Source organism: Rubripirellula amarantea, assembly GCF_007859865.1.
Lineage (GTDB): Bacteria > Planctomycetota > Planctomycetia > Pirellulales > Pirellulaceae > Rubripirellula > Rubripirellula amarantea.
This window is the reverse complement of the sequence record NZ_SJPI01000002.1, coordinates 1,644,765-1,658,384: the sequence shown is the minus strand read 5'-3', so window position 1 is coordinate 1,658,384 and position 13,620 is coordinate 1,644,765. Positions and strand designations below refer to the sequence as shown.

At 53.6% G+C, this 13,620-nt stretch carries 9 protein-coding genes; 4 read left to right on the top strand and 5 right to left on the bottom strand.

Features of this window, described 5'->3' with window-relative positions:
- Positions 1-50 precede the first annotated feature (50 nt).
- Positions 51-1,070 carry an NAD-dependent epimerase/dehydratase family protein gene (locus Pla22_RS19620; protein WP_146516422.1) on the bottom strand — a complete coding sequence of 340 codons (1,020 nt, stop codon included), beginning with the start codon at positions 1,068-1,070 and terminating at the stop codon, positions 51-53.
- A 407-nt stretch (positions 1,071-1,477) separates the two neighbouring features.
- On the opposite strand from Pla22_RS19620, the gene Pla22_RS19615 reads away from it, so the two are divergent.
- Together Pla22_RS19615 and Pla22_RS19610 are read left to right on the top strand one after the other, a co-directional pair.
- Positions 1,478-3,211: an exopolysaccharide biosynthesis polyprenyl glycosylphosphotransferase gene (locus Pla22_RS19615; protein ID WP_146516421.1), complete on the top strand. Its 1,734-nt coding sequence runs from the start codon at positions 1,478-1,480 to the stop codon at positions 3,209-3,211.
- Positions 3,212-3,313: 102 nt separating this feature from the next.
- Positions 3,314-3,922 (top strand): hypothetical protein, encoded by a 609-nt coding sequence (locus Pla22_RS19610; protein ID WP_146516420.1) that lies wholly within the window; start codon positions 3,314-3,316, stop codon positions 3,920-3,922.
- A gap of 85 nt (positions 3,923-4,007) precedes the next feature.
- Here the strand turns inward: Pla22_RS19610 and serS are convergent, their stop codons facing one another.
- Complete coding sequence (gene serS / locus Pla22_RS19605) at positions 4,008-5,315, bottom strand: serine--tRNA ligase (protein WP_146516419.1); 1,308 nt, start codon at positions 5,313-5,315, stop codon at positions 4,008-4,010.
- Between the two features lie 117 nt (positions 5,316-5,432).
- A complete protein-coding gene (locus Pla22_RS19600; protein ID WP_146516418.1) occupies positions 5,433-6,854 on the bottom strand; it encodes a dipeptidase in 1,422 nt (473 codons plus the stop codon).
- Between the two features lie 241 nt (positions 6,855-7,095).
- Here Pla22_RS19600 and Pla22_RS19595 point away from each other — a divergent pair, with 241 nt between their 5' ends.
- Positions 7,096-7,458 carry an ATP-dependent Clp protease adaptor ClpS gene (locus tag Pla22_RS19595; RefSeq protein WP_146516417.1) on the top strand — a complete coding sequence of 121 codons (363 nt, stop codon included), beginning with the start codon at positions 7,096-7,098 and terminating at the stop codon, positions 7,456-7,458.
- 302 nt (positions 7,459-7,760) lie between these two features.
- Here Pla22_RS19595 and Pla22_RS19590 read toward each other — a convergent pair whose 3' ends face one another.
- Entirely contained in the window at positions 7,761-8,360 is a 600-nt protein-coding gene (locus Pla22_RS19590; protein ID WP_146516416.1) for a sigma-70 family RNA polymerase sigma factor, read from the bottom strand.
- Between the two features lie 505 nt (positions 8,361-8,865).
- Here Pla22_RS19590 and Pla22_RS19585 point away from each other — a divergent pair.
- The gene (locus Pla22_RS19585; RefSeq protein ID WP_146516415.1) at positions 8,866-11,187 is read left to right on the top strand and encodes a sensor domain-containing diguanylate cyclase/phosphohydrolase; all 2,322 of its coding nucleotides are present in this window, start codon (positions 8,866-8,868) and stop codon (positions 11,185-11,187) included.
- Positions 11,188-11,205: 18 nt separating this feature from the next.
- Here the strand turns inward: Pla22_RS19585 and Pla22_RS19580 are convergent, their stop codons facing one another.
- On the bottom strand, positions 11,206-13,596 hold the full coding sequence (locus Pla22_RS19580; protein ID WP_165440758.1) for a M1 family metallopeptidase: 2,391 nt from the start codon (positions 13,594-13,596) through the stop codon (positions 11,206-11,208).
- Between the last annotated feature and the right edge of the window lie 24 nt (positions 13,597-13,620).

Sequence of the window (13,620 nt, the reverse complement as noted above, 5' to 3'; positions counted from 1 at the left end):
AGCAAGCTTTGTGGCGTGTCGGCAAAGTTTTAGGATGGCAAATTGACTGGCTAGCGCGCCAGGTAGCCGTGTTCACTTAGCCATTGGATGCTCGCTTCGATGGATTCATGGGGATCTCGGATACGATAACCCAACTCGTCATGCGCACGCTTGCTCGAATGCCAATGGAATTGGCTGCTCATCTTGACCGCAGCACTGTTGATATCGTTTTCGGTTCCGGAAAACTTCGACGCCATATCACCGTACATCTGGGCGATCCATCGTTGAGCGGGCCCAGCGGGCATGATCGGCCCACGCTGGGAATTGCGTTTGGCAAAATTTCGCCAAAGTTCGAAGTAGGTCCAATTCTCGCCGGCCAAGATGTATTGCCGTCCATTGGGGATGGAGCCATTCATCAAGTGTTGCATCGCACTGATCGTTCCGGCGGCGACGTCACGACTATCGCACACTGACGCGCCACCCGATGGTGCGATTGGACGCCACGCTTTACTCACTTCGACGATCATTCGTCCGCTGCTGGGCTTCCAATCCCATGGGCCGAGCATGAATCCGGGGTGAACAATCACGCATTGCAATGTTCGTTCAACACCGTTGAGCACTTCTTGGACGCCCGCACGCTTGCTGGTCACATAGGTGCATTCGATTTGTCCACCTGCATGATCCAGTGGGGTTTCTTCATCAGCAACTTGCTTGCGACTTCCGACTGCTAATGTGTCGACTGTTCCGATGTGAACCAAAGGTACCTTGTGCTTGATGCACGCATCGACGATTACGCGTGTGACATCGCGATTAACGGACATCGCTTCGTCGAGCTTGGTCCAACCCAGATGGATCATGCCGGCCGAATGGATCACCGCGTCACACTGGCTGATCGCTTGATCCACGAAAGCCGCGTCACCCAAATCGCCGTGGGCGAATGAGGTCTCGATACCTTCAAAGACCGCTTTGATGGATTCGTTGTCGTGGGGATGACTTCGGACGAACGACACCAATTCATGTGACGATTCGGTCAGCAGTCTTAGGATATTGTTGCCCAGAAGACCTGTGCCGCCTGTGACGAATATTCGCATTGGTTTAGTCATAAGGAAACGAGGTGACCAAGTAACGACACAACGTAGTCGATGCAACCTTGCAGCGGCATTGTCAAATCGATGGGTCCAGAAAGATTCATGAAGGTGATGTCCCTTGTGTGCGTCGCGCCGCTTGGCCGTAACACGCAAGCAGTGCGGCGCATCAGGGTGGCGCGGGTTAACCCTACTCTTGCGAAAGCCCGGTGTGGTCACCACGCCTTCAGATGGTTTCGCACCATTTTGGTGGGGAATGATTCAAGTGGTGTCCGACGATTGGTGATGGGCATGCCCCCTCATTCGCCGATGGACTCAGTTTTCCTGCATTGAAGCCTTAACTTTTGTTGAGGCACAAGGGGAGGGCGACTCCATCAGCAGCGAACTTTACTCAAGCCAACCAGTCCAGCGCCGTGGAAACACATCTTCCGCCTACTTTGCCGATCGCTTCAGGTAGTCTCCCGCTACATGCTGACGGAGCGGCTTCGATTGTTGCGCCAGTTGTTGGGCCAGTCGCTACGCCCGTTGCGAATCCAGGTATTGGACCGGGTATTGAGCCAAGCATCGCACCAGCATATCAGCCTGGAATATCCGGACGTTTGCCGTCGAACGGGCATTCCGAGTTTGCTCCGGCGGCGATTCCCGCTGCCAACGATTCGTTTCCTGGCATGGACGCGATGGCGGGCGAACCCTCGGAATTTCACAGTGTTGAAGCGGTTGTCGAGCATTGCACCGCGCCGCGGCCAAGTCATCGACTGAATTGGGACTACACACTGCAGTCATTGCGGACGGGGTTGCCATTGCTCGCCATTGACATGGCAATGACCACACTTTCATTGCTGGTTGCGGGCTTCTTGGTTAACTATTCGCAAGGATACGGACTCCACAGCCGTCTGTATCCTCAGATTCCTGCATGGTTAATTTTCCAGTGGGGATTGATGTCGCTGCATCAGCTCTATCCTGGCGCCGGTGTGGCCGCGGTCAGCGAACTACGTGGGATTGCAAGATCTGCGGCAATGACCTGCCTGTGCTTGTCGTCCATGAATATGATCTTTGGCCAATTACCTCGGATCGAGTTTGCAATCTTCGTGGTGAGTGCAGGTTTCGTCGTGATGTTGTTGCCGGTGTCGCGACACATCGCGCGGGTGTTGCTTGCGAAAACGTCCTGGTGGGGCATTCGCACGTTGCTGATTGGGACTCGCAGTCAGTGCCAAAAGCTATGTGAAATGATTCAGTCGCGACGCGAGTCGGGATTGGTGATCGCCGGTTACGTTTGCAACCACCAAGAGTACCTTGAAGCGAGCGACGACGATCCCAATATGTTGGGTGCAGGATTTGATGCTCAGCGAGTTGCTTGCGACCACCACGCACCGGTGGCAGCCCTAGCGTCTCAGGAAGCCGAACACTTGGCTCCGCGTTTGGTCTTTCAGTTTCCTTCGCTGATTTGGCTCGATCAATCGGCAGTGATGCAGGAAACATCTGATCCCATTGGCGCGTTCAACCGCCGACTCAATGTTCCGTTCTTGCGCTTCACACCAAGATTGCTCAAGCGAGCGTTGGACTTGGCGATTGTGATTCCAGGACTAATCGTGTTGGCCATTCCGATGGCTGTGATCGCTTTGTTGATCAAGTTCTATTCACCCGGACCAATCATCTACGGCAGCTCGCGAGTGGGACAGCACGGTCGACGCTTCAAAATGTGGAAGTTCCGCTCGATGGTTCCCAACGCGGACGAAGTGCTTCAGAAGCGATTGGATTCGGATCCCGCCGCGCGAGCTGAATGGGATAAGGATCAAAAACTTAAGAACGACCCTCGCATTATTCCTGGCGTTGGTCGGATCATGCGGTCATGCAGCCTCGACGAACTGCCCCAGCTTTGGAACGTGCTGATGGGTCAAATGAGTCTGGTAGGCCCACGTCCGGTGCCACCGGGTGAGATCGTCAAATACCAGAATCACTATTATCAGTACAGCCAAATGTGGCCGGGGATTACAGGGCTGTGGCAAGTATCAGGGCGAAATGACACGTCATTCGAGACACGCGTGTTCCTCGTTCACCACTACGCAGCCAATTGGTCGCTGTGGCTTGATGCTTGGATTCTGGTGAAGACCCCAATGACCGTCATAACCCGCAAGGGCGCTTACTAATCGAACCAAATTCGGCGCTCACATGACAATTAGCTGGAAAAACTTATCGGCGCTTTCAGAGTCATGTGTACCGAACAACCTTTTTCTCTTAAGAGACTCAATATGAAGATCCTTCGACCTGCCGTAGTCATGTTCGCCATGACTGTGTCGTTCGCAGTTTCTGCCTCCAGCAATGCAGCTGAACCGGCAGTACTTCACGCTGCACCTGCCGCCGTTCAAGCTCCAAACAGCCTGACCGCTACCTACGATCAACTTCGCACGGACTTGGCCAAGGCCGAGTTCACTGGCGATACCATGCTCAATCGAATTGACAGCTTCGTTGCTGACGTCGATGTCGCTTTGGAAACCAGCCCTCAGGATGCTGACGTCTTGGGTCAACTACGATCAAACGCATTGAAGATGCGTGCTGAGGTTGTTCGCTTCATGCAAGACAACGGCACTCAACTTGTTCAAGTGAACTTCGCTGACGTTGGCTTTCCTTCCTCGGGCGACATTGTCGGCGGACCTGGAATGAGCGGCTCACCAATCGTTGGTGGCGGAAGCACATCGTCAGGCGGAATGCTCGGCGGCGGTGGTGGCGGCGGCGCTGGTTTAGGCGGTAGCGGCTTGGGACGTCTTGGTCTGCTTGGTGCAGCCGTCGGAATTCCTGTCGGAATCGCAACCTCCGATGACGATGATTCGCCTGGCGTAATTGCCTCGCCTTCTTTCTAAGCTCGTCTTAGTTACTGATCAAACAATAAACGGCTCGCCAAGCTAATTGGCGAGCCGTTTTTTTGTTGTTGGAACTAGAGCTATATCAACGGCCGATCACATCGGTGCCGACCCAAGGTTGAAGCACATTAGGAACTTGAATGGTTCCGTCGGCCTGCTGGTGGTTTTCGAGGATCGCGATCATTGCCCGACCGGTTGCGACCGCAGTTCCGTTAAGCGTGTGAACAAACTGCGTTCCTTTTTCGCCCGATTTCTTCATCCGAACGTTGAGTCGACGAGCTTGGTAATCCGTGCAATTGCTAGTGCTGGTGACTTCGCCCCAGGCACCGACTTCGCCTGTGGTAGGCTGGCCCTCAGCGATCTCGGCACGTCCGGGCATCCATGCTTCGAGGTCAAACTTGCGATAGGCGGGGCCGCCCAGGTCGCCCGATGCGGTATCAATCACTCGGTAAGGGACTTCAAGGGCATCAAAGATCTCGCATTCGAGTTCTCGAAGTTTTTCGTGAGTGGCGTCGCTTTGCTCGGGGGTGGTAAACGCAAACATTTCCACCTTGCTGAACTGATGCACTCGATAGAGTCCCTTGGATGCTCGGCCAGCAGCTCCAGCTTCGGTGCGGAAGCAATGGCTTAGCCCACACAAGAGTAGGGGCAACTTTTCGGCATCGATCGTTTGGCCAGCCATCATGCCGCCGAGCGTAATTTCCGCCGTGCCAACTAAGTTAAGCTCTGTGTCTTCGATGCTATAGATTTGAGTTTCAGGACCACGCGGATTGAATCCAATGCCTTGCAAGATATGAGTCAATGCGAGGTCGGGCGTTGATACGGGCGTGAATCCGCGATCCGCCAGCAAGCTGATCGTGTATTGCTGCAACGCAAGGTCCAGACGCACGGCCTCGTTCTTCAGGAAATAGAATCCCGCACCACTGACCCGAGCGCCAGCTTCGAAGTCGAACAAATCGTGCTTCTCGCCAAGTGCGACATGATCCAGTGGTGTGAAATCAAAGTTACGTTTGGCTGTCTTGCCGAAAGACAATTCCTTGCAGTCGTCTTCGCCGCCGACGGGAACATCAGGGTGAGTCATGTTGGGAAGTTCAGACTGCAACGCCAAAATCTGCGCATCCAATTCGTCATGAGCGGTTTGAGCGGCGTCTTTGGCTTCACGAAGTTCGCGTCCCTTGGTGATCAAGGTTTGGCGTGCATCGTTGTCCGCAGCCTTGGGGATCAGCTTGCTCGTTTCGTTGGCTTGGCGATTGAGGTCTTCGGTAAGCTGCAGCTTTTCGAGTCTTTGTTGTTCGAGCTTGATGATCGCGTCGACTTCGCATGACGTTCCCCGCGCAGCGCAGTTGTCAGCGACTAGTTTGGGGTTTTGAATGATGAACTTACGATCAAGCATGGCGAGAATCTGTACGGGGATAAGGTTGAGAATGCGACAGCAGGCAGTGCCTGCTGTCGCAAATGATACGGGACGGTTGACGCTTGCTGAACCACCGGCAAAGCAAAGTCGAATGCTCTACCACAACTTGCTTGGTAGTTCAGCACCTTCGGCGAACGGGTCGACGGGCTGAAGTGTTCCCATCGCTTCCCAGAGAACCGCTGACGCGGCGATACCTCGGTAGTAATCGTCGATACGAAACTTTTCATCGGGGCTATGAGCGTTGTCATCGGACAAGCCCCAACCCAATAGCAGACAGTCGCACTTCAGCGTTTCCTGGAACTTTGTCACGATCGGTATCGAACCACCTTCGCGAATTAGAACCGGAGGTTTTCCGAACGCAGATTCAATCGCAGCTTTAGCGGCATCCATGTAAACGCTTTCGGTGTCGGCCAGCATCCCAGGCGCACCGTGGTCGGGTTTCAGATCCATCGTGACACCCTTCGGCAAATTCGCTTCGAGATGTGATCGGAGAGCTGACGTAATCGTTTGGGGATCCTGGTCTGGCACCAATCGGAAGCTAAACTTCGCCGAGGCATGAGCGGGTAGCACTGTCTTCACGCCCTCCCCTTGATGCCCACTGGTCAGACCGTTGATGTCAAAGGTTGGCCGAGCCCAACGACGCTCGTCGGCCGTGTATCCTTTCTCCCCAAAGAGTTCCTTCGCACCGGCCGATCGAGCGAATTCATCGTCGTTGGGTGAAAGCTGCTTCCAAGCGGCTCGTTCTTCAGCGGACAACTCTCGCACATCGTCATAGAAACCGCGGATTTGAATCCGTCCTTGGTCATCAACCATTGACGACATCAGGTGACAAAGTGCGATGGCGGGGTTCATCACGGCCCCACCGAATGAACCACTATGCAAGTCTTTACTGGGACCCTGAACCTTCAGTTCGTAGGTCGCAATTCCTCGCAGGCCATACGTAATCGCGGGTTGTCCATCGGCATACTGACTGCTGTCGCTGATCACGACGCAGTCGCAAGCCAGTTTGTCGGCGAGCTCAGGAAGCATGCGTTCTAAATTGGCGCTGCCCACCTCTTCTTCACCTTCAATCAAGAACTTGATCTGAAGCGGCAACGGTTTACCACTGGCCAGCCATTCGCAAACGCTTTGAACGTGAGTTAGCACTTGGCCCTTATCGTCGGTTGCACCACGTGCGTAAAGATTGCCGTCTCGGATAGTAGGTTCGAAGGCACCGCTGGTCCATAGTTCGAGCGGTTCCGCAGGCTGGACATCGTAGTGGCCATAGACCAAGACGGTGGGGCCGTTAGCGACTTCGGGAGTTTCGGCATAGACCAACGCATGCCCCTGAGTGGGGATCGTTTCGACGGACAAACCAGCATCTTTGAGCTTGTCGGCGATCCACTTCGCGGCCTGCTTGACCTCCCCAATTTTGGAAGTGTCGCTGCTGACGCTAGGAATTTTTAGCCATTCAATAAGATCCTCCAAATGCCGTGTTTGAGATTGCTGCAGGGCTTCTGAAAGGAAAAACGATGTCATCAGTGGGGCTCGGCTTTCTTATTTTCGTAACTTTTGGGACTGCCGATCGAGTGTCGGCGGCGCTAGAATATAGGCGAGGTTGCGGCTGGCCTGAATCGGGCTAGCTGTAGGCGGAAGGCGAGCGAAGATGCTCTGGCCCACCATTCTTGCGACCTCGATTAGTTTAAATTTAGAGATGAAGGTGGCGGAACATGGCTTGACATTAAGCCGTTTTCGCCAAGAGCAAGGAGCCAAGTGAGCTATGTCTGATCAACAATCTATGGTCGCAGAACCCGAAGTGGTGGTTCACACCCAAGATGAGAAAAAGCTAGAGAAGCAAAACAAGCGAAAGAAACAGCCCCGGTACAACGTGGTGCTCTGGGATGATACCGATCACAGCTACGACTATGTCGTTCTGATGATGAAACAGCTTTTCCATCACCCGATCGAAACGGGGTTTCAAATTGCCAAGCAAGTTGACAAAGGCGGAAAAGCAATTTGCTTGACGACAACGATGGAACACGCGGAACTCAAGCGTGATCAAATTCACGCGTTCGGTAAAGACGACCTGATCGCTCGATGCACCGGCAGTATGTCCGCCACCATCGAACCAGTCCCCGAGTGAGATCCGGTTCATTGTTGGCGGTATCAGAGTCAACTCCCGGCAACTCGAGTCAACTCGAGTCGAATCACGCTTTCAATGTGATGGTCGACGCAGCAGAAAGTCAGCCTCGCAACACGTACCAATCAAGACTGCGATTGAAGACATCGCAGTCTGATTGCAGTCTGCAAGAGTGCCAACTACGAAACCGCTATCAGCGAATCAATGGCACCGGTGTTTGGCGAAGCAAGTCGAACACACTGGCGATTGTCTGCTTTCGGGTCAAATCTTTTGACTTTGCGTTCGGACCCAACGATTGCGACTTTCTAGCCGCGACCGTTTCGCATCTTGTCGCGAGCTCGCGAAAGCACTGGACCGATGCTGTTTTCGCTCAACCCCAGCAGACTACTGATTTCGCTGTAAGATTTGCCTTCTAAATGAAACATTCGCACGATGCTGGCTTCCTGCGGATCAAGTCGAAGCATCAGTTGTTCGACCTCTTCGCGATCAGCAATTCGATCCGGGACGGAATCGGTAACGCCGTCCGACACATCACTGACGCGATTGTGATGTACTGAAGGTGGTGGTGTCGCGCCGTTGCGGGATTGCGATCCGGGACCACGAGCCGATTCCATCAATCGTCTCACAATCACTCGTCGCGAAATGACCGTCAAATAAGTGGCTAGCGAACAACTGCGACGAAAGCGGCGCAAGACGCCGAAGTCGTCGGCCACCAATGCCAAGAACACTTCCGCCACTAGGTCGTCGCGAGTCGCTTGGTCAATCATCAATCCGCGCGATCGAGCGGTGTGATTGGCCACGTGCACCACCAGTCCGAGAAAGCGATCGATAAAGTCCTGCCACGCGCGCGGACCACGGTCCAAGCATCGTTGTAAGAGTTGACGATCAACCTCAGAAAGACTCACTCGAAGACTACCAATCGTGGTGAAAAGTGGCGTTGCGCAGGAAGACTACGAAACGAGCTGTGTTTTCCCTTCCCGAGTAGTTTCGTGATAACCATGGCCCCGAAATGAAAGCGACAAGGTTGATACGAACGCGGTGTCGAAATGGTGCGTTATCGTTTGCACGCCACTGAACTCTGAATTCGCACGACCGAGCTGACTCAACAAGCAATCAAAGTCGCCGTGATGAGTTCCAAGGCCGCGATTTCAAGTGAGCTGCGTTCGAACATAACGCCTGAAAACCAGGCATCCTACCAATCGCATCCTAGGTAGGGAGTTCGAGATTCGCAAGCATTCTTGCGACAAACAAAGGCAAAGAAGCTTCTTTGAGGGGCTCCCGTCCGTCGCAAACCTCATTTCGCACAGATGTAGCCAATTTGATGACTCTTCTTTTGACCAGGTCGGTTTTGTGACCTAGGTTTTTCCATTAGGCAACTTATCTACTTTCGCCCGGACATAAGAGTCCAGTATGACCAGTACCAACCTTCCAAACGCTACTGCATTCCCCTCGTCAGAGGGTATTCAGACGTCGTCGGATGCCGTCGTGATCACGACCGCCGACATGCGTGGTGACAAAAATCCCAGCGTGGGTCTCGATGAAACGATGGATCCGATTTTGGCGATTGAGGAAGGCCGTCAGCGGGTAGGCAAGTTGCTCGCCGGACTGCAAGAATCCGCACCTCGGACCGAGTCGTTCTCTTACTCGCCAGATGATGTTCGTTTCGAGAATCATTTAGCTGTGGTGCGACTGGGCATCGCGACTTCGCTCTTTTATGCGCTTCGAACCAAGCACGCCGCGACCGCTGCGCACTGTTTGCGGGTCGCGTTGTCGTGTTCGGCTTGGGCCGAAAGGATGAAGCTCGATGACGAGACACGCGACCGTATTGAGGTCGCCGCGTTACTACATGACCTTGGCAAGATTGGCATCCCTGATCGAATCTTGCGTAAACCCGGCAAGTTGTCCGTCGATGAACAAATGTCGATGGAGCTCAATCCGCCTCTCGGCGTAGAAATTTTAAGAGGATGCACCAGCGACAACGAATTGTTGGATATCGTCTTGCACGCCAATGCATGGTACGAGAGTCGGCGTCATGGCGAAGGTCCTCGCGGCGACGCGATCCCATTTGGATCACGAATGCTCGCGATCGTCGACGCGTTTGACTCGATGACGACGGACACCGTCTATCGACCCGCGCTCAGCCGTGAACGTGCGATCGAAGAATTGATCAACAGTAGCAGGACGCAGTTCGATCCTGAATTGGTGCTCGACTTCAGTCGAATGCTCGAAGAACGCCCCGAGATCCTGCAGGGTTGCGTAGTCAATCGATGGCTCAAGGGTCTCGATCAATCAAACAAAGACACCCTTTGGACAGGACCACCCAAGGCAGCCACACCGTCGAAACAAGTCGTTCGACGCGAATCGCTGTACTACCAACAACTGCTCGGCAACATGAGCGATGGCGTCGTGTTCACCGATGCCGAGGGAGTCATCACGGAATGGAATCATGGCATGGAAGCGATGACCGGCATCCCATCATCCGCCATCGTCGGAAAACGCTGGGCCCATGAATCACTGCGACTACGACAGCCCGGTGATAACAAGGACGATGAAGCCTGCCTCGTTGAAGCTTGTTTGCGAAGCAACTCGGTGGTCAAGCAAGCGATGCTGATCGAGCAACCCGGAAACGACCCGACTCCGGTGCATTTGACGGTGGCTCCCGTCATGGGACTGCAGCCAGGCGTTTACGGGACGGTCACGATCGTTCGTGATATGTCGGACCAGAAAACATTGCAACGACAGTTGGAAACGCTGCATAAGAAGTCAACGATGGATCCGCTAACTCAAGTGGCCAATCGTTCGCATTTCGACGATAGACTTGAAGCCGCGACTCGCAAAGCCACGCTCGGCAAGTCTAGCTTTAGCCTTATTATTTGCGACATTGATCACTTCAAGAGTGTCAACGATGTTCACGGTCACCCGGCAGGCGACGAAGCTCTCAAAAGCTTCGCGGCCGTTCTGAAGATGCACAGCCGTGATGGCGATTTAGTCGCTCGCTATGGCGGCGAAGAGTTCTTATTGCTGACCCCGAACTGCGACAACGCGACAGCGTCCCAGCGAGCCGAAGCAATTCGGGCTGCTCTTGAAAAGACTCCTTTAGCGAGCCTCAACGATGAATCCGTTACTGCCAGTTTCGGGGTCACGGAGTTTCAACCGGGTGATACACCCGAGTCTGTGTTGGCACGTGCTGACCGAGCTCTTTTGAAGGCAAAAGACAACGGACGCAACCGCGTGATTCAGTTGGGTGCTGGCAATAAAGTCGAACGAGTCGCGCAAGATGATGCTGGCAAGTTCGGGTGGCTGCAATGGTTGGGAGCCTCCACTCCGGCCCAGCATGGGGAGTTTGACATCATCACGCCGGTTCCGGTTGATTTGGCAATCGAGAAGCTTCGCGGCTTCATCGCTGACCATGGTGCCGAAATCATCAGCGTCAAAGAAAACCAACTCGCGATGAAGGTGAACGCGTACTACACCAAGGGTGGGCGTCGCCGAGCGGACCAGCAAATCGCGATTCAGGTTCAATTGACCTTGTCCGATGCCAATGTCGAACGCGCCAGCAGTGACACTCGATCCGTGAAGAAAGCAGTGGTTAGTCACACCAATGTGCACGTGCATTTGACTCCGATTCGCAACCGTGATCGTCGCAACCGTGAGGTCTCAACCTGCTTCAACCAGGTTATCAATAGCCTTAAGTGCTACCTAATGGGCGACGTCAAACGCTGCGAAGGTTAACTCGTCACTTGTTTCTTTCTACCGGTTGGCTGGGCGATCCTTTTGTGATTGGTTGCCCGTGGGGCCGGTATCAGAACTTCGACTGTCTGCTTTCTGGTCTGACGCCTTTTGCATCGGATTCTTCTTCAGTTCGGTCTTGTACAACTTGAAGCGACTCGATTCGATCTTCGGTGGCCATTGGTTGTTCGATGTCTCGGTATCAGCGGTTTCCAAATCAGGGTCCAGCTCTAGCCGCGTGATCTGCTTGTCGGTGATGATTAGCTTCTTGACCTTCTTGCTATTTCGCCGCCAAATTTGAGCAGGAATTCGCATCGTTTCGTGAGTGTTGTCGTTGTAGTGAATCCGCAACAAGATTGGCATGACGAGTCCACCTACGTTCTCGAAGGAAGCGACGTAGAAATTAGTGGTTCGTCGTAGTGTTGCCCGTTCGCGTGAATCAAGTCCGTCAAGGAACTCTTGAAACGACTTGCGGTCCTTTTCCTCGATCGCATACTCATCGTACTCGGCGCTATTGTAGAAGTCCTTGAGGCCCGGATACCAATCGGATCGTTTAGGCAGATCAGCGTTGCGTTTGCTGCTAATGGATTCCGGTTCTTCGCTGCGTTCTTTGCGATCCCGTTCCGCCTGTTTCTCGGGGTCACCATCATCAATTTGGAAAAGTTCGACGTCTTTGATGGCGATATCGACATGATCGGTGCTGTAGAACCAACCCCGCCAAAACCAGTCCAAGTCAGTGCCCGAAGCGTCTTCCATCGTGCGGAAAAAATCACTGGGGGTCGGTCGCTTAAATTTCCAACGCCTGGCGTATTCGCGAAAGGCGAAGTCGAACAGTTCACGGCCCAGAATCGTTTCGCGAAGGATGTTCAACGCGGTGGCAGGTTTGCCGTAAGCGTTGTTTCCAAACTGCAGTATTTCTTCGCTCCCGGTCATGATCGGGCGTTGGCCACCGCCTCGCATGAAAGGCACAATTTTCGCTGGCTCTCCGCGATTCGAGGGATAGTCTTCTTCCCATTCTTGCTCGGCTAGGTACTGCAGAAACGTATTGAGACCTTCATCCATCCATGTCCATTGACGTTCGTCGCTATTGACGATCATCGGAAAAAAGTTGTGGCCAACTTCGTGAATGATTACCGAGATCAGTCCGTACTTTGTTGACTTGCTATACGTACCGTCGTCCTCGGGCCGTGGACTGTTGAAACAAATCATCGGGTACTCCATGCCGTACACCGGTCCATTGACGCTGATCGCGGTAGGGTAAGGATAGTCAAACGAGAACTTTCCATAGACTTCCAAAGTGTGAGCAATCGCATGCGTGGAATATTTGCTCCACAACGGTTCGGCTTCGTTGGGGAAATACGACATCGCCATCACCGTTTGATCGCCCACGTTGACGCCCATTGCGTCCCACGCAAATTTTCGACTCGCAGCGAACGCGAAATCACGAACGTTTCGCGCCGAAAAAATCCATGTCTTGGTTCGGCGAGAGTGGTTGCTCTCGTTCTCCTTCGCTTCTTCCGGCGTAATGATGAACATCGGTTCGTCGGATACACGAGCTTCGGCTAAACGGTTAAGCCATGTTTGTTCAAGCACGTCACTGCTGTTCTGGAGCACTCCCGTCGCCGCGACCACCATGTCCTTGGGGGCGGTGATGCGAACGAGGTAGTCGCCAAGTTCCAATGTGAATTCGCCACGACCCAAGAATTGTTTGTGCTGCCAACCGGTGTAGTCGGTGTAGGCAACAACGCGTGGATACCACTGGGCGATTTCGTAGATGTAGTTCTTGTCCTTCTCGAAATACTCGTAACCCGCCCTCGCCCACATGACTTTGGCGTCCACAATGTTGTACGAGTAATCAATTTGCATCGCATACGACTGACCTGGATTGATGGGCGATGGCAAGTCAATACGCATCATGGTCTGGTTGACGATGTGCGGTAATTCCTGGCCTTGATCATCGACGACCTTACTGACTTTGAATCCGCCTTCGAAGACTTCCTGAGCCAGGATGTTGCCGATGTCGCGAAAGAGAATCTTGGGACTCAGTTTCGGAGCCGGCGTTGATAGAACTGAATCAGAACCAGAACGGAAGCGGTTTTGGTCAAGTTGAATCCAAAGGTAGCTAAGTGCATGCGGCGAGTGGTTGTGATAAAGAATCTTCGCAGAGCCGCGGATCGCTTGGTCCTGGTCATCAAGGGTGACGTCAATCTCGTAGTCGGCACGCTGTTGCCAATAGTCCGGCCCGGGCGCACCCGAAGCGGTTCGAGTATTGCTTGGCGTCGGCAACCAAGATTCGATTTGGAAAAACTTGTCCTGTGAATCGCCGTGCTTTTCATTGGGCAGGACTTGCGCGACGCAGGCCGACGTCGAAGCCATCAACAACAATCCAAGAAACAAGAAGCGAAGCTGCATAGTGCACCGGCGAATGGTGGGGAG

Excerpts from the sequence above, each read along its gene's own strand:
- Pla22_RS19620 (WP_146516422.1), bottom strand. The coding sequence starts at position 1,070 with ATGCGAATATTCGTCACAGGCGGCACAGGTCTTCTGGGCAACAATATC.
- Pla22_RS19610 (WP_146516420.1), top strand. The coding sequence starts at position 3,314 with ATGAAGATCCTTCGACCTGCCGTAGTCATGTTCGCCATGACTGTGTCG.
- serS (WP_146516419.1), bottom strand. The coding sequence starts at position 5,315 with ATGCTTGATCGTAAGTTCATCATTCAAAACCCCAAACTAGTCGCTGAC.
- Pla22_RS19600 (WP_146516418.1), bottom strand. The coding sequence starts at position 6,854 with ATGACATCGTTTTTCCTTTCAGAAGCCCTGCAGCAATCTCAAACACGG.
- Pla22_RS19595 (WP_146516417.1), top strand. The coding sequence starts at position 7,096 with ATGTCTGATCAACAATCTATGGTCGCAGAACCCGAAGTGGTGGTTCAC.
- Pla22_RS19585 (WP_146516415.1), top strand. The coding sequence starts at position 8,866 with ATGACCAGTACCAACCTTCCAAACGCTACTGCATTCCCCTCGTCAGAG.
- Pla22_RS19580 (WP_165440758.1), bottom strand. The coding sequence starts at position 13,596 with ATGCAGCTTCGCTTCTTGTTTCTTGGATTGTTGTTGATGGCTTCGACG.